The sequence below is a fragment of the Brevundimonas terrae genome (assembly GCF_011761985.1).
Lineage (GTDB): Bacteria > Pseudomonadota > Alphaproteobacteria > Caulobacterales > Caulobacteraceae > Brevundimonas > Brevundimonas terrae.
On sequence record NZ_JAASQT010000002.1, the window covers coordinates 256961 to 281452 of the forward strand.

General features: G+C 60.9%; 20 protein-coding genes. 16 read left to right on the forward strand and 4 right to left on the reverse strand.

The annotated features are described in order from the left end of the window. The first annotated feature begins 108 nt into the window (after window positions 1-108). The 7 genes from FHS64_RS05860 (at window position 109) to FHS64_RS05890 (ending at window position 7251) form a co-directional block, all read left to right on the forward strand. Complete coding sequence (locus FHS64_RS05860) at window positions 109-1548, forward strand: ATP-binding protein (protein WP_167176758.1); 1440 nt, start codon at window positions 109-111, stop codon at window positions 1546-1548. Window positions 1549-1722: 174 nt separating this feature from the next. After that, window positions 1723-3153: a phosphate ABC transporter permease subunit PstC gene (pstC, locus tag FHS64_RS05865; protein WP_167176760.1), complete on the forward strand. Its 1431-nt coding sequence runs from the start codon at window positions 1723-1725 to the stop codon at window positions 3151-3153. Next, a complete protein-coding gene (gene pstA, locus FHS64_RS05870) occupies window positions 3146-4441 on the forward strand; it encodes a phosphate ABC transporter permease PstA (RefSeq protein ID WP_167176762.1) in 1296 nt (431 codons plus the stop codon). Before pstC ends, pstA begins: the two co-directional genes overlap by 8 nt. 5 nt (window positions 4442-4446) lie before the next feature. Next, window positions 4447-5328 (forward strand): phosphate ABC transporter ATP-binding protein PstB, encoded by an 882-nt coding sequence (pstB, locus tag FHS64_RS05875; RefSeq protein WP_167176764.1) that lies wholly within the window; start codon window positions 4447-4449, stop codon window positions 5326-5328. A gap of 7 nt (window positions 5329-5335) precedes the next feature. Continuing rightward, entirely contained in the window at window positions 5336-6082 is a 747-nt protein-coding gene (gene phoU / locus FHS64_RS05880; protein ID WP_167176766.1) for a phosphate signaling complex protein PhoU, read from the forward strand. 34 nt (window positions 6083-6116) lie between these two features. Further along, window positions 6117-6806 carry a phosphate regulon transcriptional regulator PhoB gene (phoB, locus tag FHS64_RS05885; RefSeq protein WP_167176768.1) on the forward strand — a complete coding sequence of 230 codons (690 nt, stop codon included), beginning with the start codon at window positions 6117-6119 and terminating at the stop codon, window positions 6804-6806. 76 nt (window positions 6807-6882) lie between these two features. Further along, a complete protein-coding gene (locus FHS64_RS05890) occupies window positions 6883-7251 on the forward strand; it encodes a hypothetical protein (RefSeq protein ID WP_167176770.1) in 369 nt (122 codons plus the stop codon). 70 nt (window positions 7252-7321) lie between these two features. Here FHS64_RS05890 and FHS64_RS05895 read toward each other — a convergent pair whose 3' ends face one another. After that, window positions 7322-8260 (reverse strand): Hsp33 family molecular chaperone, encoded by a 939-nt coding sequence (locus tag FHS64_RS05895; RefSeq protein WP_167176772.1) that lies wholly within the window; start codon window positions 8258-8260, stop codon window positions 7322-7324. A 196-nt stretch (window positions 8261-8456) separates the two neighbouring features. Here FHS64_RS05895 and FHS64_RS05900 point away from each other — a divergent pair, with 196 nt between their 5' ends. The 5 genes from FHS64_RS05900 to FHS64_RS05920 all read left to right on the forward strand — a co-directional run bounded on the left by FHS64_RS05900 (window position 8457) and on the right by FHS64_RS05920 (window position 15541). Continuing rightward, entirely contained in the window at window positions 8457-9059 is a 603-nt protein-coding gene (locus tag FHS64_RS05900) for a hypothetical protein (protein ID WP_167176774.1), read from the forward strand. A 96-nt stretch (window positions 9060-9155) separates the two neighbouring features. After that, window positions 9156-11060: a phosphoglycerate dehydrogenase gene (gene serA / locus FHS64_RS05905; protein WP_167176776.1), complete on the forward strand. Its 1905-nt coding sequence runs from the start codon at window positions 9156-9158 to the stop codon at window positions 11058-11060. Between the two features lie 127 nt (window positions 11061-11187). After that, complete coding sequence (locus tag FHS64_RS05910; RefSeq protein ID WP_167176778.1) at window positions 11188-12981, forward strand: autotransporter domain-containing protein; 1794 nt, start codon at window positions 11188-11190, stop codon at window positions 12979-12981. A 140-nt stretch (window positions 12982-13121) separates the two neighbouring features. Continuing rightward, the gene (locus FHS64_RS05915; RefSeq protein ID WP_167176780.1) at window positions 13122-14093 is read left to right on the forward strand and encodes an ABC transporter ATP-binding protein; all 972 of its coding nucleotides are present in this window, start codon (window positions 13122-13124) and stop codon (window positions 14091-14093) included. Continuing rightward, a complete protein-coding gene (locus FHS64_RS05920; RefSeq protein ID WP_167176782.1) occupies window positions 14090-15541 on the forward strand; it encodes an ABC transporter permease in 1452 nt (483 codons plus the stop codon). The genes FHS64_RS05915 and FHS64_RS05920 overlap by 4 nt, the downstream gene beginning before the upstream one ends. Before the next feature lie 156 nt (window positions 15542-15697). Here FHS64_RS05920 and rpsU read toward each other — a convergent pair whose 3' ends face one another. Further along, window positions 15698-15931: a 30S ribosomal protein S21 gene (gene rpsU, locus FHS64_RS05925; RefSeq protein ID WP_167177709.1), complete on the reverse strand. Its 234-nt coding sequence runs from the start codon at window positions 15929-15931 to the stop codon at window positions 15698-15700. Window positions 15932-16123: 192 nt separating this feature from the next. On the opposite strand from rpsU, the gene FHS64_RS05930 reads away from it, so the two are divergent. After that, window positions 16124-16822 (forward strand): COQ9 family protein, encoded by a 699-nt coding sequence (locus FHS64_RS05930; protein ID WP_167176784.1) that lies wholly within the window; start codon window positions 16124-16126, stop codon window positions 16820-16822. Window positions 16823-16860: 38 nt separating this feature from the next. On the opposite strand, the gene FHS64_RS05935 is transcribed toward FHS64_RS05930, so the two are convergent. Next, on the reverse strand, window positions 16861-17949 hold the full coding sequence (locus tag FHS64_RS05935; RefSeq protein WP_167176786.1) for a 5-(carboxyamino)imidazole ribonucleotide synthase: 1089 nt from the start codon (window positions 17947-17949) through the stop codon (window positions 16861-16863). 6 nt (window positions 17950-17955) lie between these two features. Further along, window positions 17956-18447: a 5-(carboxyamino)imidazole ribonucleotide mutase gene (gene purE, locus FHS64_RS05940; protein WP_167176788.1), complete on the reverse strand. Its 492-nt coding sequence runs from the start codon at window positions 18445-18447 to the stop codon at window positions 17956-17958. Window positions 18448-18576: 129 nt separating this feature from the next. Here purE and FHS64_RS05945 point away from each other — a divergent pair, with 129 nt between their 5' ends. The 3 genes from FHS64_RS05945 (at window position 18577) to FHS64_RS05955 (ending at window position 24401) form a co-directional block, all read left to right on the forward strand. After that, the gene (locus tag FHS64_RS05945; RefSeq protein ID WP_208380659.1) at window positions 18577-19161 is read left to right on the forward strand and encodes a GGDEF domain-containing protein; all 585 of its coding nucleotides are present in this window, start codon (window positions 18577-18579) and stop codon (window positions 19159-19161) included. 454 nt (window positions 19162-19615) lie between these two features. Next, on the forward strand, window positions 19616-21286 hold the full coding sequence (locus FHS64_RS05950; RefSeq protein ID WP_167176789.1) for an amidohydrolase family protein: 1671 nt from the start codon (window positions 19616-19618) through the stop codon (window positions 21284-21286). A gap of 148 nt (window positions 21287-21434) precedes the next feature. Then, the gene (locus tag FHS64_RS05955) at window positions 21435-24401 is read left to right on the forward strand and encodes a TonB-dependent receptor domain-containing protein (RefSeq protein WP_167176791.1); all 2967 of its coding nucleotides are present in this window, start codon (window positions 21435-21437) and stop codon (window positions 24399-24401) included. Window positions 24402-24492: the final 91 nt, after the last annotated feature.

The following is a 24492-nucleotide window of genomic DNA, read 5'->3' on the forward strand; positions in this document are numbered from 1 at the left end:
ACTGATTTCTGTATTCGTCGCAGGCTTGTTGCAGGCGGGTGCTAATCCATGGGAAATGAATCGCACCCAAGGTTTCAGGGTGTTGAACCAGGCCTGATACGGACCAGTATGAGCTACGAACCCCAGCAGTCACCGGTGGCCCCCATGGCAACGTCGCGTCTTTGGACGGCGGGGGCCAGTGGTGGTCTGGCTGTCATCATCCTGCTGGTGCTGGCCGTCATGCAGCCGGCTGTGGCGGGCTGGATGGTGATGGGGGCGGTGGCGGTGGCCTTTACGACCTGGTTCGTAAACCGCAGACCGGTTTCAGGGGCCGCCTATGCGCCGCTGGTGTCCGAAATTCCGGCCGAGGCTACGGGCGATACGGGCCTGATGACCGATGTGTTCGAGGCCAGCTTCGATCCCATGATGATTATTTCGGGTGGCGAGGCCGACGATATTGCCGGACGGCGTATCGTGTTGGCCAATGCCGCGGCCCGCGAACTGTTTCCGGTCAGTGCTGCCGGAGGATTGCTGGTGGCGGTGATCCGTGAGCCGACGGTGCTGGAGGCCATTGATGATGCCCTGTTCACCGGCGAGGCGTCGCGGGTGGACTATATTTCGGGCGGCGCGAACGAACGCCACTGGCGGGCGCAGGTGCATCCTTTGCCGGAACGCGAGGGCTTTGCCTATGAAGGGCAGGTACGCCCCGAGGCGCTGGTGCTGCTGACGCTCAAGGACGAGACGGATCTGCGCCGGATCGAACGGATGCGCGTGGATTTTCTGGCCAATGCCAGCCACGAACTACGCACGCCGCTGGCCTCGCTGTCGGGCTTTATCGAGACGCTGAAAGGCCACGCCAAGGATGATCCCAAGGCGCGGGACCGTTTCCTCGACATCATGGCCACGCAGGCCGACCGGATGAGCCGTCTGGTGGCCGACCTTTTGTCGCTGTCGCGGATCGAACTGAACGAGCATATCGCGCCGGATGGCCGTGTGGACCTGTCGCGGGCCACCTCCGATGTGCTGGATGCGGTCAGTGTTCTTTCGCGCGAGCGTCAGGTGACGGTGGAGGCCGATCTGGGAATCGGTGGCGCCGACGTGATCGGCGAGCGCGACGAGATTGTGCAGGTGGTGCAGAACCTCGTCGATAATGCGCTGAAATATTCCTCGGCGGGCGGCAAGATCGAAGTCACCATCGAGCGGGGGCGTACGCTGGATGAAACCTTCCAGTCGCGCATGGCCGACAGCACCCGTTTGTCACTGGTCACACCGGACCGTGAACAGGGCGCGCGTTATGTGGTGGTGACGGTGCGCGACCATGGTCCGGGCATGGCGCGTGAGTACCTGCCGCGACTGACCGAACGATTCTATCGCATCGAGGGCCAAAAGAGCGGCGAGCGTCAGGGGACGGGTCTGGGGCTGGCCATTGTGCGCCATATTGTTATCCGTCACAGGGGCGCACTTTCTGTGGAAAGCGCTGTGGGATCGGGCGCTTTATTTGCCGCAGCCTTCCCTCTGGCACCTGACCGCAAGAGTGTTGCAACTCAGCCGATAGAAGAAATCTTTTAAATATTAAAAGCTTAACATGCGCATGAGAGTGTTTGCAGAGCTGACATAATGGCGGCAGGGCGCTGTAACAGAACTGTCATGCATCCGTCTTATTCCGCTCGCCTTTCAAGGGCATTTTCTGCCCAATTCAAAGCTCGCCCAATGGTGGGCCGAATGATTGCGTTTCGGACCTGAATGACCTGGATTTTCCTGATTTTCATGGCTGTGTTTGCGGTGCTGTCCTATCTGGGCGGCCGGCGACTGGCCGTGCGGCGCAGTCACGGCGTCAAACCGCACTCGCGCCCCGGCCAGCATGGTCTGTATGCCGTCATCGGCGTGCTGGCCCCTGCAATGGCCATCCTGATTCTGGCCTCGGTGTTTTCGGCACCGATCGAGCGCCACTTGATGGCGGCGGGCAGCCCCGAAGTTGTCGAGCAGCTTGAACCCTTCCGCCGTCAGGCCTTCATGGCCGATGCGCGTCGCGTGGGTGACGGCGGTCAGGCGCTGCAAATCTGGGCGGCTCCCTATGCGGAACTGCTGCCGACCGAGGGCCGTCGCGCCCACAATATTCATGCCCTGTTGCAATGGGGTGGCCTGACCGCATCGGTGATCGCGGCCATTCTGGGCGGCCTGTTTGTCTTCCTGCGCATCCGTCCAGACCTGCGCGCGCGTAATGCGGTCGAGGCCTGGGTCGTGGGCATCCTGTTTGCCTGTGCCACCGTGGCGGTGCTGACGACGGTCGGCATCATCTTCTCGCTGGTTTATGACAGCCTTCGCTTCTTTGGCATGGTGTCGCCGCTGGAATTCCTGTTCGGCACCCAGTGGAGCCCGCAGATCGCCATCCGTGCCGATCAGGTCGGATCGTCGGGTGCGTTTGGTGCTGTGCCGCTGTTTGCCGGTACCTTCCTGATCATGCTGATCGCCATGGCGGTTGCCGCGCCGGTCGGTTTGTTCTCGGCCATCTATCTGTCGGAATATGCCAGCAAGACGACCCGCGCTGTGGTCAAGCCTCTGTTGGAGGTTCTGGCCGGTGTGCCGACCGTGGTTTACGGCTTCTTTGCTGCCCTGACCGTTGGTCCGGCGCTGCGTGTGTTCTTCAATACGATCGGTAGCTGGCTGGTCGGTGGACCGCTGGACGGTCTTGGTCAGTATCTGATGCTGGTCCAGAACCAGATGGCTCTGGTGGCCGGTTGCGTCATGGGCATCATGCTGATCCCGTTCGTGTCGTCCCTGTCGGACGACATCATGAACGCGGTGCCGCAGTCCCTGCGCGACGGCTCCTATGCCATGGGGGCCACCAAGTCCGAGACGGTGAAAAAGGTTCTACTGCCGGCCGCTCTGCCGGGTATTGCGGGTGCTCTGTTGCTGGCCGTATCGCGCGCCATCGGCGAGACGATGATCGTGACCATGGCTGCCGGTCTGGCCGCCAAGCTGACGCTCAACCCGCTGGAAACCGTCACCACCGTCACCGTCCAGATCGTGACCTTGCTGACCGGTGACCAAGAGTTCAACAGCCCGAAAACGCTGGCCGCCTTCGGTCTTGGTCTGACCCTGTTTGTCGTGACCCTGATCCTGAACATTGTCGCCATGCGTATCGTTGCAACCTATCGTGAACAATATGACTGACGCCGCCTCCAAAACCGGCGCAGTCAGCGCCCGCGCCGAGAAACTGAAGGCTCGCCTGAAGGGCCGCTATGCCCGCGAGGCCCGCTTCAAATGGTTCGGTCGTGGTGCGATTGCCATCGCGCTGGCCTTCCTCGCCATCCTGCTGACCAGCATCGTGCTGCAGGGCTATACGGCCTTCTATACCCATAGCCTGACCCTGCCGGTCTATATGGATCCGGCGCGCATTGATCAGGCCTATCCGCAAGGCACCAATTTCGAACAGATGGTGGCCGAGCAGCAGCTGGTCCGTATGGGCGTGGCCGATGACGAGAACGGCAGCAAGGCTACGGCCATGCGCAACTTGCTGTCTTCGGAACTGAAATTCATTGCCGCAGACCGTATCCGCGCCCAACCGGCGCTGATCGGTCAGACCATTCCGCTGACGACGCCGCTGTCGGACGATGCGGAAATGTATCTGAAGGGCAAGATCACCCGCGAGACGCCTGAAAACCTGCGCCGTGTCAGCGACCAGCAGATGCAGTGGCTGGACAGCCTGAAGTCGCAAGGCGTGATCCGTGCCCACTTCAACAGCGCCCTGTTCACCAAGGGTGACTCCACACAACCGGAACTGGCGGGCTTGCTGGGCGCAGTGATCGGCTCGGCCCTGATGCTGACCGTGACGGCCCTGATCGCCATTCCGGTCGGTGTGTTTGCCGCTGTGTGGCTGGAAGAATATGCACCGCGCAACCGTCTGACGGCGATCATCGAGGTCAATATCAACAACCTCGCCGCCGTGCCGTCGATTGTTTACGGCCTGCTGGGTGTGGCCCTGTTTATCAACTTCCTGCACCTGCCACGGGCCAGTCCGCTGGTTGGTGGTCTGGTGCTGGCCCTGATGGCCTTGCCGACCATCATCATCGCCACCCGCTCGTCGCTGAAGGCTGTGCCGCCTTCGATCCGCGATGCCGCACTGGCCATGGGTGCCAGCCGCACCCAGACCGTGTTCGGTCACGTCCTGCCGCTGGCCATGCCGGGGGTGATGACGGGTTCGATTATCTCTATGGCGCACGCGCTGGGTGAAACCGCCCCGCTGTTGCTGATCGGTATGATCAGCTTTGTGCCGGGTATCTCGGCGGCGATTGATGCGCCCGGTGGTGCCCTGCCGTCCCTTATCTATATCTGGGAGAATGCCTCGGAGCGTGCGTTCCACGAACGGACCGCAGCCGCCATCCTTGTCCTTCTCGCCTTCATGATCGTGATGAACGCCGCCGCAATCCTGTTGCGTCGCCGCTTCGAACGCCGGTGGTAATGTCTATGAACACCAAGCTTATCCGCACCCCCATTGCCTATGGACCGGAAGGTCAGCCGACCGGCGCAGGCGCAGAACATAGCCGCTCGGTGGCACCGACTGTGGGCGACAGCGCCCGCGCCGGTCTTGGCCCGATCAAGATTTCAGCCAAGAACATCAAGGTGTTCTATGGCGAGAAACAGGCCCTTCACGGCGTCAGCCTCGACATCCCCGACAAGGCGGTTACCGCCCTGATCGGCCCGTCGGGCTGTGGCAAGTCCACCTTCCTGCGTACCTTGAACCGCATGAACGACACCGTCCCCGGCGCGCGCGTCGAGGGCCGTATCGAGATGGACGGCGAGGATATCAACGACAAAAAGGTCGATCCGGTGCTGCTGCGCGCACAGGTCGGCATGGTGTTCCAAAAGCCGAACCCGTTCCCGAAATCGATCTTCGAGAACGTGGCCTATGGTCCTAAAATCCACGGTCTGGCATCCAGCAAGTCGGAACTGGAAGACATCGTCCAGTCGGCCCTGAAACGTGCCGGTCTGTGGGATGAGGTTGCCGATCGTCTGCACGCGCCGGGCACCGGCCTGTCGGGTGGCCAGCAACAGCGTCTGGTCATTGCCCGCGCCATTGCCGTGGAACCCGAAGTCATCCTGATGGACGAGCCTTGCTCGGCACTGGACCCGATTGCGACCGCCAAGATCGAAGAGCTGATCGACGAACTGCGCGAGCGTTATTGCATCGTCATCGTCACCCACTCGATGGCGCAGGCGGCCCGCGTTTCGCAACGTACGGCCTTCTTCCACATGGGCAACATCGTGGAAACGGGAGACACCGAAGACATCTTCACCAATCCGCGCGAGCGCCGCACGCTCGACTATATCACTGGCCGTTTCGGTTAAGAGCGACATGAACCAGCATACCGTCAAAGCCTATGGTGACGAGCTGAACCAGCTCACGGCAGAGGTCGTCCGCATGGGCGGCCTTGCCGAGGCGCAGGTGGCCGATGCCATTGAATCCGTGGCCCGCCGCGATGTGGCGCTGGCCCGCGCGGTGATCGAGCGTGACCTGAAACTGGACACGCTGCATTACGACATCGAAAAGAAGGCCATCCGCCTGATCGCTCTGCGTCAGCCGGTGGCGTCGGACCTGCGTCGTACCCTTGGTGCGATCAAGTTGGCCTCGGACCTCGAGCGCACAGGCGATCTGGCCAAGAACATTGCCAAGCGCGCCCTGATCCTCGCCGAAGGCGAGCCGATGCAACTTCTGACGCGCTCGATCGAGCGCATGGGCCGTCTGGTGTCGAACCGTCTGCGCGATGTTCTGGATGCCTATACGGCGTCCGAAGTCGAACGCGCCATGAGCGTCTGGCAGACCGATGACGAGGTGGACGAGCACTACAACGCGCTCTTCCGTGAACTGCTGACCTATATGATGGGCGACCCGCGCACGATCACGGCCTGTACCCATTTGCTGTTCATGGCCAAGAACCTTGAGCGCATCGGCGACCATGCCACCAATATCGCCGAGACGGTCCACTACGAGATCACCGGCGAGGACATGATGGGCGAACGCCCGCGTGCCGTGCCGGCCCCCGGCGAGGACGCAGCGCCGACGCCGACCCTGACGGGCAATGATGCTCCGTCGGCCGATTGACCTGACCTGACATTCCACGACTAGAGAGTCCGATATGCAGCCCTATATCCTGGTGATGGAAGACGAGGACGCGCTGTCGACGCTCCTCCAGTACAATCTGGAAAAGGAAGGCTACGAGGTTGCTGTCGCCGGTGATGGCGAAGAAGGCTGGCTGATGATCGAGGAACGCCAGCCTGATCTGGTCCTGCTGGACTGGATGCTGCCGCAACTGTCGGGCATCGAGGTGTGCCGCCGTATCCGCGCCAAGTCGGAAACCCGCAACCTGCCGGTCATCATGCTGACCGCGCGTGGCGAAGAAGCCGACCGTGTGCGTGGCCTCGATACCGGTGCTGACGACTATATGACCAAGCCGTTCTCGATGACCGAGCTGACGGCGCGTATGCGGGCGGTCTTGCGCCGTCTGCGTCCGGGTCTGGCCGATGACCGCGTCAACCATGCCGATATCGTAATGGACCGCGTGGCCCACCGCGTGAGCCGTGCGGGCAAGGAAATCCACCTCGGCCCGACGGAGTTCCGTCTGCTGGATCACTTCCTGAAGCATCCGGGCCGTGTGTTCAGCCGTGAACAGTTGCTGGATGCGGTCTGGGGCTCGGATGTCTATGTCGAGGCCCGCACGGTGGACGTACACGTCGGTCGTCTTCGCAAGGCGCTGAACGTGGACGGCACGACCAATCCGATCCGCACGGTCCGCTCGGCGGGCTATTCGCTGGACCTGAACAACTAGTCTGGACGAACGCCGGTTCGCCTTTATAGGTTGTGGCAAGGCTTGAGGCTTTGTCACAACCCTTCAGGGCAATCCAATGCAACGCATCGGTTCGTATCTGGTTTTGGCGTCCATTCTGGTGACCCTGAGCGGTACGCCAGCCATGGCACAATCTGTACGGCAGTTTCTGACCTCGGCAGACCGTATTCCGCGCAATGCAACGGCCTTGCTGATGCCATCTGCCCGACGGCTGATGAACGAGTTGGGGGAAGCCTTCTCGACCGTGCGTTCCGAACAGGAGGCGCTACAGGCGAGGGGACAACCGCGCACCATCTGTATGCCGGAAAAGGTTACGCTGAACGCGCTGGAAATCGAAAGCCGGTTTCGTTCTATCCCCGAAGCCCGTCGCAATATCACGGTGACACAGGCCGTCCGTGAATGGATGGCCGAGAAACACCCCTGCTAGAGGCAATCAGCTAAAGAAAAGGGCGCTGTGGCCGAAGCCGCAGCGCCCTTTTTATATGTTGTGTTCGCGCTTAGTGCAGGGCTTCGGGAGCCGGAACTACTACCTCGCTCGGATCGATGTGATAGTCGGTCGAGCAGTATTCACAGTTGGCGTGGATCAGGCCGTCATCCTCGACCATTTCGTTGCGATCTTCCTCGGAGAAGGATTGCAGCACGGTGACGATACGTTCGCGCGAGCAACGGCAGACGGCCTTGAGAGCCGTCGGGCCTTCCAGACGCACACCGTCCTCGTGGAACAGGCGATACAGCAGGGTTTCGGGCGTCAGGGTCGGATCAACCAGTTCGTCGTCTGACAGGGTCGAGAACAGGGCGCGGGTGCGGTCCCAGATTTCCTCGGTCGAGCCACGGGCTTCGTCACCGGCAATGACCTGGATCAGCGCACCGCCTGCACGATATTGCGTGCCGGTGTCGGTAGTGATCTGTCCTACGGCCAGATTGACCTTGGTCGGGATCTGCTCGGACTGGACGAAGTAATGCTCGGCGCAGGACGACAGGCTGTCGCCTTCGATGGGGGTCATGCCCTGTGTGCGCTCGAAGTCGGGACCACGGTCCAGCGTCATGATGAACAGGCCCTTACCCAGCAGGTCCTGCGCGCCCGGCGCATCCTTGCTGTCGCACAGGGCTTTCAACTCGCCCTCATCATAGCGGCAGAAGCCACGCATGGTGCCGTCGGTGCCATAATCGGCCAGCACATAGCGGACAGGGCCGTCGCCTTGGGCCTGAACCAGCAGGCGACCGTCAAACTTCAGAGCCGAACCGACCAGAGCGGCCAGCGCACAGGCTTCGCCCAGCAGGTGGGCAACGGGCAGGGGATAGTCGTGCGACGACAGAATGGTGTTGATGGCGTCGCCCATACGGACCAGACGGCCACGGACAGGCCAGCCTTCGATTTGGAAGGCCGCGGCCAGATCATCATGCAGGGCATTGATAGGGGCGGTAGCGTCGGTCACTTTTGGTCCTGAAACACTGTAATAAACTTGAAGTCGCGCAACATAGTGAGCGATGGCGCCATTTGTAAGGGGCCGGACTTGCAGCCTGTGCGCGATATGGCAAACTTCATTGCGATGTTTGTGCAGATTTCGGGAACTCTTGCGCCCGTAAACCGCTGATGTTTGTGAACCCTACAGTGATAAAATGATGGCAGGCATGAGCGAAGACACGCATCTGATCGACCAAGTGATTGCAGAAGTCCGCAAGCACCCGGGCATTGTTGCCGGTGGGGTGGCTGTGCTGGCGGCGGTGGGCTTTGCGTCCCTGTTTTTGAACCAGCGTACCGGCCCGCGCCGGTATGAAGTGCTGATGAACCGGATGGACCCGCGTGGCTGGGTCGATACCGATGCCCTGCGTGACCGTCTGGAACAGATGGGGGGCCGTGTTCATGACGAGGCCGGGGATTTGGGCCAGCGCGCCTCGGAACGCGCTCGCAGCTTGAAGGCCCGTGCATCGGACCATATGCACGACCTTTCCGACCGTGCGCAGGAACTGGGGCACATTTGGGGGGATCGCGCGCGCGGTTTTGCCGATAATGCCCGCGAGCGCTTCGATGACTGGCGCGACGGCCCGCGCAGCCGCCGCACCACGCGCCGCTATGCCAAGAGAGCGCGCCGTGCCGCAGAAGACGCCCGTGACTATGCCAGCGACTTTGCCAAGGACCATGCCAAGGAGGGCGCGGCCTTGCTGGCGGTCGGTCTGGTGGCCGCAGTGATCGGCGCGATTGCTCTGGAACAGCGCAAAATCAGCGGCAAGTAGGCGCTAAATTCGAAGATTTGAAAAAATCATGCGTGAAGGGGGCTGTTTGGCCCCCTTTTTATTGCTGCAAGTGCGAAGGTGGGCTATCGGGCGGGCATGATCTCGCTCAACGCTGATGCGCCCGTTTTCGTGTTCGATTTCGATTCGACTCTGGTTCGCATCGAAACGCTTGAGGCTCTGGCCGAGTTGTCACTGGCGGCTGCCCCCGATGCCGAAGAGCGCAAGGCCAAGATCGCCGAACTGACCGAACAGGCCATGAATGGCCATCTCGGTTTTGGCGAGGCCCTGCAACAGCGTCTGGCCCTGCTGGGTCTGCGCCGCGAGCATGTCGAGGCACTGGCCGATCGTATTCTGGACGAGGCGACCATTTCGGTACGCCGCAATGTCGATTTCTTCGAGCGCAATGCCGAGCGTATCTACATCATGTCGGGCGGCTTTACCGAGGTGATCGCCCCTCTGGCTGCACGTCTGGGCATCGCGCCGGACCATGTGCTGGCCAATGATCTGGTCTATGACGCCGATGGTCGTGTCACCGGCGTTGACGAAGCCAATCCGCTGGCCCGCGAGAACGGCAAGCCGACCACCATCAACAGCCTGAATCTGGAACGCCCCATCGTGATGGTGGGCGATGGCTGGAACGATGCCGAGGTCAAGCTGTCGGGCGCTGCCGACCGTTTCTATGCCTTTACCGAGATTGTCAGCCGTCCCAAGGTTGTCGAGGTCGCCGATGCCGTGGCCTCCAGCATGGACGAGCTTTTGTTTGCCGAGGGCGTTTCGGGGCGTTGGTCCTATCCACGCAACCGCATCAAAATGCTGCTGCTGGAAAACATCCATCCGGCTGCCGTCGAGCGTCTGGAAGAGGCCGGTTACAGCGTCGATACGATGAAGGGCGCTCTGGATGAAGACGACCTGATCGAAGCGATCAAGGGCGTGCATGTTCTGGGGATCCGCTCCAAGACAACCGTCACCAAGCGCGTGCTGGAACATGCCGACCGACTGATGGCCGTTGCCGCCTTCTGCATCGGCACCAACCAGATTGATCTGGACGCCTGTGCCGACAAGGGCGTGGCGGTCTTCAATGCGCCTTTCTCCAATACCCGTTCGGTGGTGGAGCTGGCTCTGGGCCTGATGGTCGTGATGATGCGCGACGTGGCCGACAAGTCGCGCCAGATGCACCAGGGTATCTGGAACAAGTCCGCTACCGGATCGCGCGAAGTGCGCGGCAAGACGCTGGGCATTATCGGTTATGGTGCCATCGGCAGCCAGTTGTCGGTTCTGGCCGAAAACCTTGGCATGCGCGTGTTGTTCTATGATCTGAACGAGCGTCTGGCGCTGGGCAATGCGCGTCGTGTCCGCAAGCTGGATGACCTGCTGGCCGAGTCCGATGTGGTGACGTTGCACGTCGATGGCCGCAAGGACAATGCCAACATCTTTGGCCGCGACCAGTTCGCCAAGATGAAGCATGGCGCGTTGTTCCTGAACCTTGCGCGCGGTCACATCGTCGATGTCGATGCACTGGCCGATGCGGTCAAGTCGGGTCGTCTGGGCGGGGCGGCGGTGGATGTCTTCCCCGAGGAACCGCGCACCAATTCCGATCCGTTCGACAGCCCGCTGATCGGTCTGGACAAGGTGATCCTGACCCCGCACGTCGGCGGCTCGACCGAAGAGGCACAAGAAGCCATTGCCGAGTTCGCCGCCGAGCGCCTGCTCAACTATCTGAACCGTGGCGACACCACCTTCTGTGTGAACCTGCCCAATGTGCAACTGGCGGATGTGACCCGTGCCCACCGCCTGCTGCATATCCATAAAAACCAGCCCGGCGTTCTGGCCGAGTTGAACCGCGCCCTGTCCGAAGCGGGCCTGAACATTCTGGGCCAGCATCTGAAAACAGACGAACGCACCGGCTATGTCATCATTGATGTGGATCGCGATTATGACCGCGAAGCCGTCAAGGCGCTGAAGCAAATCCCCGGAACGGTGAAGTTCCGCATGTTGCATTAAAAACGCTGGAAAGGGCCGGAAACGAGAGTTCCGGCCCTTTTTGCATACCGGCATATTGCAATCATCTGTATGCGGCGCATCCTCTGCCAAATGGCCCCGATCTCGCGAGGGCTGTCGGGAGGAAGATATGAAGGTATTGTTGAGCGGAGCTGCGATGGCAGTTCTGGCCTTGGGCGTCTGCGCCACGGGGGTCGAGGCGCAGACCTATAACCGTCTTGTCGTCTTTGGCGACAGTCTGTCCGACAACGGCAATCTGTATATGGCGACCAGCGGCACACAGCCTGCTTCGCCGCCCTATTGGCAGGGGCGTTTTTCCAGCGGGCCGGTCTTTACCGAGCAACTGGGCTTTAATGCCGCCAACTTTATGGGACCGGTAACCGGCAGCATCAACATGGCCTTTGGCGGGGCCAGAACCGACGCGCAAGCCATGCCGCCCGGCATGCAGTTGCAACTGGGCCAGTACCGCCAGCGCGGGGGCACCTTTGGCCCGAACGATCTGGTGACGGTTCTGGGCGGGGCCAACAACATCTTCCAGGGGCTTCCGGCGGCGGGGGCATCCAGCAATCCGACAGGGTCGATTGCGGCGGTTTCGAATGCGGCGGCGGCAGATGTGACCGGACTGGTCGGGTCCATTGGGGGGGCAGGGGCCGGAACGGTTGCGGTCATCAGCCTGCCGCGTCTGAGCACCACGCCACAGTTCCGTGGCACGCCGGCGGCACCGCTGGCAGACTATGCCGTCACCACGTTCAACTCGGCCCTGTTGAACGGGCTGAGGCCCTTGGCGAACACCAGTGCCACCAACATCATCTATGTGGACCTGCTGAGTGGCAGTGACGCCATGGCCGCCAATCCCGACGCCTTCGGGATCAGCAATGCCACACAGGCCTGTTTCAACGGTGTCACCGTCTGTTCCAACCCCGACAGCTATTTCTATTTTGACGGGGTTCACCCGACGCAAAAGGGGCATTCCCTGCTGGCGGGCTTGGTGAACGACTATATCTATTACGGCACGGCCGGATCGCGCATGGCGGTGCTGAGCGAGACCGCATGGCGTCACCGCGAGGATGATCTGGATCTGGCGACGCGCACCTTGTCCACCCGCGATGGCTGGGGAACGGGAACGCGTCTCAGCCTGTCGGCACTGGCCGATTCCACCAAGGTGGATGCGCGTGGCGCAATCGAGGAAACCAAGACCGACGGCTATGGTCTGCGTCTGGCACTGGAAACGGGCAATGAAAGCCTGCGTTTCGGTCTGGCCGGTGCGGCCCGCAAGTCGAAAATCGATGCGGGTCCGGTCAAGGCCGACCTCGATAGTTTCAGCCTCGACGCCTATGGCGGCTGGCGCTCTGAAAAAGCCTTTGTGAACTTTGCCGCTGGGGCCGCGCAGGATGACTATAACGATGTCTCGCGCCTGACGGCACTGGCACCGCTGGTGCATACCTCCTCGACGCGCGGCACTTCGATGGGCGCGCGTGCGCAAGGCGGGCTGTGGTTCCAGCCGGGCCGACTGGCGATCTCGCCGCGTGTGGCCGTGGCCTGGGTCAACACCACGGTGGATGACTTCTTCGAGAATGGCGGCGCGGCGGACTATCACTATCAAGAACGCAAGCTGGATGCCGTGACGGGCGAGGTGACGGTGCGTGTCGAGCATCGTGCCGAGCGGTTCGGTTTCTATGCCGAGGGCGGCTGGCGTGACTCTTTAAGTGACGGCAGCGACGATATCCGTACCGGCCTTGTCGGCAATACGGCCAAGGTTCTGGCCGAACAGGTTGACCTGCCCTACGGCTCGCAAGGGCTGGCGGCGGTCGGTCTGGAGGGCAAGATCGGCGAACGGATGAATGTCGAGGTCGGCTATCGTGGCCGCTTTGGCAGCGATTTCACCAGCCATATGGGCGGTGTTCGCGTCAGCCTCGCCTTCTAGGTTGAATGAGGCCCGCTTGTTCGCGCTTGCGGGCCTCGTCTCCTTTGGAGCGGGCCAGATTACAGGCATTTAATGTTGGCTATCCTGACGCAAGGATGAGCGACTGATAGCCTTGGCGCCGAACAAGCGCTGGAGGGCAAATGGCTGCTGTGCTGCAACTGGCGGATGTCAGTAAAAACTACGGTAGTTTTCAAGCCGTTAGAAATCTTAGCTTCGAGGTAGAGCGCGGAACCATCTGTGGTTTCCTCGGCCCGAATGGCGCGGGCAAGACGTCCACAATACGGATGATACTGGGCCTGCAAGGCGTATCGTCGGGCCAGATCACCATTCTGGGGGCCGATGACGGACGCAAGGTGCGTGACCGGATCGGTTTCCTGCCCGAAGAACGGGGCCTTTATAAAAAGATGACCCCTGTCGAGGCGATCTCCTACCTGGGATCGCTGAAAGGCCTGCCCGCAGCCGAGGGCCGCAAACGCGCCCGCGACATGCTGGAGCAGATGGGACTTGGCGACACCCACAAGAAGAAGATGAAGGACCTGTCCAAGGGCATGGCCCAGAAGGTCCAGTTGATCGCCTCGGTGGTGCATCAGCCGGAGTTCGTCATTCTGGACGAACCCTTCTCGGGTCTTGATCCGATGAACCAGCAGGGGCTGGAGGCGATGATCCGCTCTCTGGCGGCCAATGGCGCGACGGTCCTGTTCTCGACCCACGTCATGCAACATGCCGAGCGTCTGTGCGACAAGGTGGTGTTGCTGGCGCGCGGTCGCAAAGCCTTTGAGGGCACAGTCGCCGAGGCGCGCGCCACATCGGCCCGCTATCTGGAAATCGAGGGCGCACTGGATGTGAATGCCGTGGCGGCTCTGCCGGGAGTGGGGACGGTAGAAACCCTGTCGGACATCGACGGGATTGTTACCCTGAAGGCGGCACTCGCAGCGGGGGCCGAGGCCCAGCACACCTTACGGGCGGCCTTTGTGTCCGATCTGGATGTGCGACGTTTCCAGTTGCGCGAACCCACCCTGCATGACGCCTTTATCGCCTTGACCGGCGATCATCCCGACGATGACCAGCGGCACAAGGCCACCGGCACCCAGATTGAGGAGGCCGCGCAATGAACCGCGCCATGTTGATCGCCCATCGTGAAGTGATGGCCTATGTGAAGACGGTCGGTTTCTGGCTGTCTCTGCTCAGCCTGCCGTTCTTTGCCGTTCTGGGTGGTTTTATGCCGACCCTGATCAAGCGTGCAGAGCCGGTTCAAAACTATATTCTGGTCGAGGAAGCCGCACCCGCGGCGTCGTCGGGTCTGGCTGCTGCTGTGCGCGAGGCACTGGAAAAAGACTATGACCGCACGGTCTTGTCGTCGCTCAGCATTGCGGCGGTGGGCGAGGCGGGTATTACCGGCCGCGATACCGTACGCAAGGCCGTGGACGAGGGCGGCTATGAGGCCGGTCTGGCGGCGCTGAAGCAGGTGGCACCGCGGGCGGGCGCATCCTTCAAGGCCCCGCGTCGTGACAAGATCGAGCTTCCGGCCCCTGCCGAGCTTACGTCTGCTGCTGACGGCGTGGCACTGGATGCCAAGGCCCGTGAATGGGTGCAAAAGGACAAGAGCGAAGGCGGACAGGACCTGTCCGCCATTATCATCCTGTCCAACAAGGATAGCGGTCCTGCGGCCCGTATCTGGTCGCGCCGTGCCGGTAATAACGACATGGAGGGCCAGATTCGTGATGCCCTGCGCGATGTGAACCGCCAGAAGGCTTTCGAGGCCAGCGGCATCGACACGGCCGTGGTGGCGCAGGTCGAGAATTACCGCCCGGATATTACCCTGCTGTCGCCGCGTGCGGCATCGGGTGGCGAGGTCGGTCTGCGTGACCGTCTGCCGTCCATCATTGGCGTGATCTGTGGTTTCCTCATGTGGTCGCTGATTATCACCGGTGCCAGCATGCTGATGAACGGGGTCATGGAAGAGAAATCCAACAAGATTCTCGAAGTCCTGTTGTCGTCTGTCACCGCCACCGAACTGCTGGTGGGCAAGGTGCTGGGCGTGGCCATCCTGACGCTGACGGTCATGGGGGGCTGGGGCATTATCAGTGCTGTGGGTCTGGCTGCGACCTTGCCGGACGTGGCGCGTGATATTGGCGCGGTGATGCTGACCAACGGACTGTGGCTGTATCTGCTGCTGTATCTGGTGGGCGGCTATTTGATGTATGCGGTGCTGTTTGCCGCCATCGGTGCCTTCTGCGAGACGCCGCGCGATGCCCAGACCCTGATGGGGCCGGTGATGATGGCGATGGTGGTGCCGCTGCTGTTCATGCAGATGGCGGTGCGTAACCCCGATGCGGTCATCCTGAAGGTGCTGAGCTTCATTCCGCCGTTCACGCCGTTCATCATGTCGGCCCGTGCGCCCAGCCAGCCGCCGCTGATCGAGGTCATCCTCAGCATCGTAGTGATGTTTGTCTTTGCTGGCCTGATGATGTGGCTGTCGGGGCGGGCTTTCCGCGCAGGGGCCATGTCGGACGCCAAGCTGTCGTGGAAGTCCTTCCTCGGGGCTATGCGTCACAGCTAGGGGCTATTGGCCCTCTAACAACCTAAGGCGGGCCATATGGTCCGCCTTTTTTGTGCCGCCTGTCCAAACGCAGGGCAGGTAACAGACAAAAGAAAACCCGCCCTGCGAAATCGCGGGGCGGGTTTTCTTGTGCCTTAATGAAAAGGCGTCGCTATATTAGCGGCCGCGCGGCTTCGGAGCCGGCAGCAGGCCTTCGCGCTGGGCGCGCTTGCGAGCCAGCTTGCGAGCGCGACGGACAGCTTCTGCCTTTTGACGGGCGCGCTTTTCCGACGGCTTTTCAAAGTGCACGTGACGCTTCATTTCGCGGAAGCTGCCTTCACGTTGCATTTTTTTCTTCAGGGCCTTCAGGGCCTGATCGACATTGTTGTCGCGAACGAAAATCTGAACCAGGGTTCTCTCTCCTTTGGCCGCCCGCCGCGTCCTGATGAAGGGAAGACGGGCAGACAAAACAAAAACCTCTCCAAAAGGATTAACCCCTCTGGATGAAGGCGGCGGGATACATGATCTTTGGGCTTCTGTCCAGTTAGACAGTGGCAATCGTGATGGGTCGAAACCCGATCATTATGCGGCTATTATATCCAGATGACCGAGACACCACACCAGACAGAGCCGTTGGGAGCCGCTTCAAGCGGAAAGGAACAGTCTTCAGACTGGGCCGAACGCACTGAACAGGCGGTCCTGAGCGCTGCTATTTCAAGGGCTGAACGGCTGGGCTGGAACAATAATCTGGTGCGGTTGGCCTGCGAGGCGGAAGGTTTTTCTCTTGGAGATCAAGAACTTCTGTTCCCGCATGGCGCGCGCGATCTGGCGGCCCTGCTTTCACGACGCCACGATGCGGCGGCGCTAAAGGCGCTGGAGGCCACGCCCGCCCACACGCTGAAGATTCGCGAGCGAATCGCGGCGGGGGTTTCAGCGCGTCTGGAAGCTGCCGCTGCCGATCTTGATGCGTCACGCAAATGTGCGGGATTTTTAGCACTACCCTTTAACGCCGATCTGGGAATCGGTCTGATGTGGGAAAGCGCCGACAAGATCTGGCGCTGGGCCGGAGACACGGCCACCGACCAGAACCATTATTCGAAACGCACCATTCTGGGGGGGATTCTCGCTCCGGCCCTGACCATCCGTCTGTTCGAGGGCAAGGATGCCGCCGACCGCTTTGTCGCCAAGCGGATCGAGAACGTCATGGCGTTTGAAAAATGGAAGGTGGGCAAGGATTTCGATGCGCCGATGCGCAACATCACCGATTTTCTGGGCCGCCTGCGTTACGGGGCCAAGAGCTGAATAAAGAAAGGGCCGCTGTTTTCAGCGGCCCTTTATTATTAGAGGTCTTCCAGCACCTTATTCACATGGGCCATTTTGCGGCCCGCCCGTGCTTCGTGCTTGCCGTAGAAATGCAGGTGGTTGGCCGGATTGGCGGCCAGTGCGGGCCAGTCATTGATCTCGTCGCCCAGCAGGTTGGTCATCTCGACCTTGGCATGGGGCTTGGTCGAACCCAGCGGCCATCCGGCAATGGCGCGGATATGCTGCTCGAACTGGTCGCAGCCACAGCCGTCCTGCGTCCAGTGGCCGGTATTATGCACACGCGGGGCGATTTCGTTGACCAGAAGACGGTCGCCGAGGTCGAACAGTTCGACACCGATCACACCTACATAGTCCAGACCGTTCAGGATGTTGGTGGCGATGTCGACGGCGCGGGCTTGGGTGTCAGCATCCACATTGTCTGCGGGCGCGATCGTGGTGCGTAAGATGCCGTTCTCGTGGATGTTCTGGCCCAGCGGATAGACGGCGACCGCGCCATCCGTACCGCGTGCGGCAATCACCGACAGTTCGCGGCTGAAACGGGCCGCCGCTTCCAGAATGGAAGGACGGCCGCCTAGAGTTTCCAGCGCCGATGCAGCATCGGCGGTATCCCTGATCCAGACCTGTCCCTTACCGTCATAACCCTCGCGGCGGGTTTTCAGCAGGGCAGGCAGGCCCAGAGCCTCGATAGCGGCGGTCAGGTCGTTCAGGCCATCGACCTGACGGAAATCGACCGTCGTGGCCCCGACACTGTTCAGATAGGTTTTTTCTTCGATACGGTCCTGCGCCACAGCAAGGGCGCGACCATTGGGGGCGACGCGCACGCCTTCGGCCTCGAGGATGGCGACAACCGAGGCGGGGACGTTCTCGAACTCGGTGGTGACAACATCACAGGCCGCTGCCAGTGCCTTCAGGCCTTCTGCGTCGTCATAGGCCGCCTGAATGTGGCGGGCCGCCACGCGCGACGCGGGGCAGTTCGCTTGAGGCTCCAACACCACAACATCGAAACCCAGTGTCGATGCGGCCTCGGCCAGCATACGGCCCAACTGACCTCCACCAAGGATGCCAATCGTTGATCCGGGGGCCAAGGCGGCGGGGAGGGCAGTCATAAGCGCTTAGTCCTCGACGGTTTCGAGTACGGATTCGGTCTGGGCGGCACGGAAGGCCGAAAGGCGACCGGCCAGTGCTTCGTCCGACAGGGCCAGAATCTGGGCGGCCAGAATACCGGCATTGGTGGCACCGGCCTCGCCAATCGCCAGAGTGGCGACAGGCACGCCGCCCGGCATCTGTACGATGGACAACAGGCTGTCCATGCCCTTGAGCGCCTTGGATTGTACGGGAACGCCGAGTACCGGAAGGTCGGTCATAGAGGCGGCCATGCCGGGAAGGTGGGCGGCACCGCCCGCGCCTGCGATCACGACCTTATAGCCCTTGGCCTTGGCCGTGGTGGCAAAGTCGAACAGACGTTGCGGGGTGCGGTGGGCACTGACGACCTTGGCCTCCCATGCGACACCAAGCTGATCCAGCTTGTCGGCGGCGAACTTCATCGTCGGCCAGTCGGAACGGCTGCCCATAATAATGGCAACGGGCGGCGTGGAGGCGGTCATGGCTTTGGCTCCCCAAACGGTCAAAGTGGCCGCTTATAGCAGGCGCGTTGCGTCCGCAACCGACCGCGCTACTCTGAACGAACTGAATTGCCTGCGACTCGCCCGTTTTGCGGTGCCGGATTGACCGATTTGAGCCGGATTGAAGATCAAGACCCTGTCGTCCTTAGGGCGGAAATCGAGCGCTTGCGTTTCGATGTCGAGGCTCTGCGTCAACGATTGGAACAGGCCGAGGCGTTGGCGGATCATGATGTCCTGACACCGGCTTTGAACCGTCGTGGCTTTGTGAATGTGCTGACGCGCCAGATGGCCTATTGCCAACGTCACCAGCAATCGGCGGTCCTGCTCTATATGGATCTCGACAATTTCAAGCCGCTGAACGATCGCTATGGCCATGCCGCCGGTGACGAGGCCCTGCGGGCGGTGGTCGATATCCTGATCCAACAGACGCGCGAATCCGATGCGGTGGGCCGCCTTGGCGGTGACGAGTTCGCCGTCGTGATGATGAATGCCAGCTATGAGGACGGTAAGGCCAAGGCCGGACGTCTGCAGGAACTGCTGCATAGTCAGGGCTTTGAGTGGCAGGGACACCATCACGGCCTGTCGGCCTCGATCGGTGTGAGGCCTCTATCTGTGCAGACCGATCCTGAAATCTGGCTGGCCGAGGCGGACACCGCCATGTGGCTCCGCAAGGCCGAAAAACCTTCCATCCGTTAAGCTGTAAACCCTGCATGCCAGCAGGTTTGCACAGCCATGCCCGTGGCGGCTGTATCGTGCGCGTACGGCATCGGGTAAGCCTTGCCTTACATCGGTGAAAATATTCGAACTTGGGCTCGCGTACCGAATAATCATTCGCCGCCAAGTTTTCACATTCCCTTGATAGGTGTGCGAAATCATTCTTCCGGGCGGGGTGGGCGAGGTGAGAAACGAAGGCTTTTTTGTCTAGACCATTGAATGATGTAAAAAATATTGTGCCGAGGGGTGTAAATATGATTTTTGGACGGATATGTCACAGACGTAATGTAGCGCTGAATTATATTCAGTAACGAGCGTAATATCCGAAGCCCTTACCGACACGGCGATGCTACCGATTTGATATGGGAACAGTGTTCTGGCTTGAGGGAGCCGGAGCTGTTCCCGAGAGACTGGGTCTGCGTTGAGGGGGAAGTGGATGGCGGCAAATATTGGCCGACGTGTAGGGGCGAGATTCTGGTCCGGTGTGTGTGCTGCGGTGATCGTGGCTGCGGCATCGCTGGCCGGAGGACAGGTCGCATTGGCGCATCAGGGCAGTGATGCGCCAGCGGCACGCCAGACCTATATTCCTGCACCTGCAAGACGGGCAGGCGAGGGCTATGGCCCGTATCCGCTCATGGTTATTCGTGGCGTGACCCTTATCGACGGTACGGGGGCACCGCCCACCGGCCCGGTTGATATCGTGATCGAGAACGACCGTATTACCGACATTGTGCAAGCCGGTTGGCCGGGTATGCCCGAGCGCCTGAACAGGCCGCCGCATGGTGCTGTCCACGAAATCGACGCCCGTGGCATGTATGTGATGCCGGGCTTTGTGGACGCCCACGTTCATGCCGGCGGTCCGGGCAAGGCTCCTGAAATGGAGTATGCCTACAAGCTGTGGCTGGCCCATGGTGTTACGACGGTGCGCGGTGTCAGTCTGGCCCCGCACGCCATTGCCCGCTCGGAACGTGACCGTTCGGCGCGTGGCGAGATCGTGGCCCCGCGTATCTATAATTATCAAACCATGGGTTCGGGCTGGAACCGTGGACGCATCCACGATGCTGCCAAGGCGCGTGAGTGGGTGCGCTGGGGTGCGGCCAACGGTATCGACGGCATCAAGTTCTTCATCCGTGGCGACGAGACACCGGAAACAGTGCTGGCGGCCATCGACGAGGCCAACAAGCTGGGCATGGGCACGGTCGCGCACATTGCCCAACCGGGTGTGGCGCAACTGAATGCCGAGCAACTGGCCGAGGCGGGACTGGGCACCATCACCCACTTCTACGGCCATTTTGAATCGCTGCTGGCCGGTCGTGAAATCCAGAACTATCCGGTCGATTACAACTTCCTCGACGAGCAGAAACGCTTTGGCGAGGCCGCCGAAATCTGGCGTCAGGTTGATGTCGGTATGCCGGGCTGGGACGAGTACCTGAAGACGCAGGTCGAGACGGGCGTGGCCTTTGACCCGACCATGACCATCTATGCCGCGTCTCGTGATCTGATGCGGGCGCGCAATGCGCCGTGGCACGATATCTATACGCTGCCGACGCTGAAGGACTATTTCCAGTCCACGCGCGACAATCACGGCAGCTATTTCTTCGACTGGACGACCCAGAACGAAGTGTCATGGCGCCGGTTCTATGACCGCTTCATGCATCTGGTGAACGATTACAAACGCGCCGGTGGCCGCGTGACGATCGGTTCGGATTCCGGCTTCATCTGGAAACTGTTCGGCTTTGGCTACATCGAGGAGATGGAGCTGTTGCAGGAAGCCGGCTTCCATCCGCTGGAGGTCGTGCGTGCGGCCACGATGGATGGCGCATCGGTACTGGCCGAGCCTTCGGGCAAGCCTGCCGACTTCGGTATCGTCCGCATCGGCATGAGCGCCGATCTGGTGATCGTGCCGGAAAACCCGCTGGCGAACTTCAAGACGCTTTACGGCACCGGCCACGAGCGCCTTAGCCCCGAAAACCGCATCGAGAAGGTTGGCGGGGTCAAATGGACCATCACACGCGGCGTTGCCTATGACGCCGAGGCACTGCTGGCCGATGTGAAGGCCATGGTGGACGAGCAAAAGACCGCACGCGGTCAGCCGGTCCAGCCATGACCGTGAACTGAAGATCAAAGACTGAAACTGCGGGCGGTGAATAAAACGCTGCCCCGCAAAACCAACAAACCAATTCCTGCGACGCCTTTGAGGGAAGGCGATTGCAGGTCTGCGCCCGCAAGGGAAGTCATAGCTAGGGGATGACGAAATGAGACGCTCCACTTACCTCAAGGCAGGGACAATCCTGGCCGGCGTAGCGACACTGGCTCTTGCCCCTGTGGCAACCGCACAGGATGTTGTTGAACAGGAAGAAGTCAGCTCGGTTAGCGACATCGTCGTCACCGGCTCGCGCATCCGCCGCCCGAACATCGAGGCCGCAACGCCTGTGGCCGTTGTGGATGCTGGCGAGATCGAGGCTATCGGCAGCACCAACCTGATTGACGTCATGGCACGCCAGCCATCGGCCGGTCTGGGCTCGTCGGCTTCCAGCACCACCAACTCGGTGAACGGTCAGGGTCTGGCCACGCTGAACCTGCGTAATCTGGGTTCCAGCCGTACTCTGGTTCTGGTCAATGGCCGCCGCCACGTTGCCGGTGCAGCCGGTACCAGCGCCGTGGACATCAACACCGTTTCCAAAACCACGATTGCCCGCGTTGATACGGTAACGGGCGGTTCGTCGGCAGTTTACGGCGCGGACGCCGTGGCCGGTGTGGTGAACTTCATCACCAAGCAGGACTTTGACGGCATCACCTTCCAGACCCAGTACGGTTCGGCAGATGGTCCGCAGACCTATTACGGTTCGGTCGCTATGGGCCGTAACTTCAATGATGACCGCACCAACATCATGGGCGCGTTCACCTATGACAAGTCCGAAGGCATGCTGCGCCACGAGCGCGACTATGCCATGAGCTCGCTGGCGGAAATCCCGAACCCGGACAAGAAGAGCGCCAATGACGGCCTGCCGTCGTTCATCATGGCGCGTGACGTCTATACCAACACCCAGAACGACTTCTTTACGCCGGTTATTGTCACGCAGGTCGGTGCGGCCAAACCGTTCAGCCTGACCTTCACACCGGATGGCAAGCTGACCACGTTTGACCGTGGCCAGATCCTGTATGACGGTCAGGGCCGTGAACAGAAGCTGTCCATCGGTGGTGACGGCTTCAAGCTGCGCGACGACATGCTGCGCACGCCGGTCGAGCGTTTCGGCGGCGAGATGCAACTGCGTCACCAGTTCAACACCTCGGGTAATGTGTTCAGCTCGCTGAACCTGTTTGCCGAAGCCAAATACTTCCACATGGAAGCCAGCAGCCAGGCGCGTAACGGTACGTTTGCCGATACGTCTCCGGGCCGTTCGACGGGTAACGCCTATCGCATCTATGCCGACAATGCCTTCATATCGCCGGAGTTGCGGGCGGTGATGGCGGGCGGCGCTCTTCCGATTGATGACAAAGATCCTCTGAAGCGCCAGTATTTCGACATCAGCCGTATCGATACCGACTTCGGTATCCGTACGACCACGTCGGAATACGACACCCTGCGCTTCGTCACCGGCTTTGACGGTTCGTTCAACAATGGCTGGAATTTCGAAGCCTATGTGAACTATGGCGAAACGAAATCGCAGTTCGTGAACTTCGACCGTCTGCAAAAAGAGTTCTATGACTCGATCGATGCCGTCTCCGAAAACGGCCAGATCGTTTGTCGTGATCTGGCAGCACGCGCCAATGGCTGTCAGCCGCTGAACCTGTTCGGTGCCGGTCTGGCTTCGCAGGAAGCGCTGGACTACTCCTACATCTACACCGTTCGTGACGATGTGATCCGTCAGTGGAACGCGGTGGCCAGCGTCAACGGCGAGCTGTTCAGCTTCCCGTCGCTGTTCAGCGGTACGGCCCTGCCGGTTGCCTTCGCGGCAGGTGTGGAATGGCGTAAAGAATACAGCCAGATGGTGCCGGACATCCGTTCGCAGCAGGGGCTGATCTTCCAGAACGTACAGGCCCGCACCGAGGGCGAGTACCAGTCCAAGGAAGTCTTCGTCGAAGTGAACCTGCCGCTGCTGGCTGATGTTCCCTTCGCCCAGTACGTCAACCTGAACGGTGCCTATCGCTATCAGGACTACAGCACCACGGGCGGTGACGGCAGCTTCGGTCTGGGTCTGGAATGGACTGTTGATCGCAACATCCGTTTCCGCGGTAACTATGCCAAGGCTGTTCGTGCGCCGAACATTGGCGAACTGTTCAATGGTGGCAGCGAAGGCTATGCCGACTTTGCCGATCCGTGTGATGCAACGCGCCTGAACGTCGGCAAATATCCGGCCAACCGTGCCAAGAACTGTGCGGCGCTGGGTCTGGACCCGAACTTCACCCAGTCGGTCAGCACCAAGCCTTCGGTCAGCAAGGGTAACGAAAACCTGTCGCCGGAAGAGGGTGAAACCCTGACACTGGGCGTGGTCCTGACCCCGTCCTTCATTCCGGGTCTGGCGGTCACGGTTGACCACTATGACATCGCCATCAGCGACGTTATCGCCTCGTTCGGCGCTCGCACCATCATCGACAACTGCGTGGACAGCCCGACGCTGGACAACCCGTTCTGCGGCAATGTCACCCGTGGCCCGGATGGCAACATCGCCCGCGTCGTCAATCAGGTGATGAACGTGGCCGAATATACCAGCTCGGGCTGGGACGTGACCGCGTCCTACCGCACCGATCTGGCCTCGCTGGGTCTGCCGGATTACGGCTCGCTGTCCTTCAGCGCGGCTGCGGGCTTCCTCGACGAACTGACCTATGATCCGGTTCCGGGCGATGCCAGCGTGCGCGACGAACAAGCAGGCGAAGCGCCCAATCCCAAGCGCCGCGTCAACTTCCGCATGACGTGGGACTATGACAACCTGTCGCTGTCCTACTCGAACCGTTATCTGAGCAGCGTGGTGCGTTCCAATCAGGATGCACCGGGTACCTACGAGGTCTGGAAGGCTCCGTCGTGGACCACGCATGACATCCGGGCGGAATACACCTTCGGCAACTACTCGGTCTTTGGCGGTATCAACAACTTCACCGACGAAGCCCCGCCGCAGACCCCGTTCACCTGGACGGGTACGTCGCTCTACAACGGCTTCAATGCCAGCATTTACGACAACCTTGGTCGTTACATGTATGTGGGCGTGAACGCTCGCTTCTAAGCAAAATGGTTGAAGCCGTCCGGTCGCCGGACGGCTTCATTACCTTTGGGGGCCAGCCCGAGGGAGCGGCCCCGAGATTTCCTGAGGGGAA

Coding starts and splice junctions, on each gene's coding strand:
- phoU (WP_167176766.1), top strand. CDS start 5,336: ATGAACCAGCATACCGTCAAAGCCTATGGTGACGAGCTGAACCAGCTC.
- FHS64_RS05935 (WP_167176786.1), bottom strand. CDS start 17,949: ATGACTGCCCTCCCCGCCGCCTTGGCCCCCGGATCAACGATTGGCATC.
- FHS64_RS05955 (WP_167176791.1), top strand. CDS start 21,435: ATGAGACGCTCCACTTACCTCAAGGCAGGGACAATCCTGGCCGGCGTA.
- serA (WP_167176776.1), top strand. CDS start 9,156: ATGATCTCGCTCAACGCTGATGCGCCCGTTTTCGTGTTCGATTTCGAT.
- FHS64_RS05920 (WP_167176782.1), top strand. CDS start 14,090: ATGAACCGCGCCATGTTGATCGCCCATCGTGAAGTGATGGCCTATGTG.
- FHS64_RS05860 (WP_167176758.1), top strand. CDS start 109: ATGAGCTACGAACCCCAGCAGTCACCGGTGGCCCCCATGGCAACGTCG.
- phoB (WP_167176768.1), top strand. CDS start 6,117: ATGCAGCCCTATATCCTGGTGATGGAAGACGAGGACGCGCTGTCGACG.
- FHS64_RS05950 (WP_167176789.1), top strand. CDS start 19,616: ATGGCGGCAAATATTGGCCGACGTGTAGGGGCGAGATTCTGGTCCGGT.
- FHS64_RS05915 (WP_167176780.1), top strand. CDS start 13,122: ATGGCTGCTGTGCTGCAACTGGCGGATGTCAGTAAAAACTACGGTAGT.
- pstA (WP_167176762.1), top strand. CDS start 3,146: ATGACTGACGCCGCCTCCAAAACCGGCGCAGTCAGCGCCCGCGCCGAG.
- FHS64_RS05930 (WP_167176784.1), top strand. CDS start 16,124: ATGACCGAGACACCACACCAGACAGAGCCGTTGGGAGCCGCTTCAAGC.
- FHS64_RS05910 (WP_167176778.1), top strand. CDS start 11,188: ATGAAGGTATTGTTGAGCGGAGCTGCGATGGCAGTTCTGGCCTTGGGC.
- FHS64_RS05890 (WP_167176770.1), top strand. CDS start 6,883: ATGCAACGCATCGGTTCGTATCTGGTTTTGGCGTCCATTCTGGTGACC.
- FHS64_RS05900 (WP_167176774.1), top strand. CDS start 8,457: ATGAGCGAAGACACGCATCTGATCGACCAAGTGATTGCAGAAGTCCGC.
- pstC (WP_167176760.1), top strand. CDS start 1,723: ATGACCTGGATTTTCCTGATTTTCATGGCTGTGTTTGCGGTGCTGTCC.
- purE (WP_167176788.1), bottom strand. CDS start 18,447: ATGACCGCCTCCACGCCGCCCGTTGCCATTATTATGGGCAGCCGTTCC.
- pstB (WP_167176764.1), top strand. CDS start 4,447: ATGAACACCAAGCTTATCCGCACCCCCATTGCCTATGGACCGGAAGGT.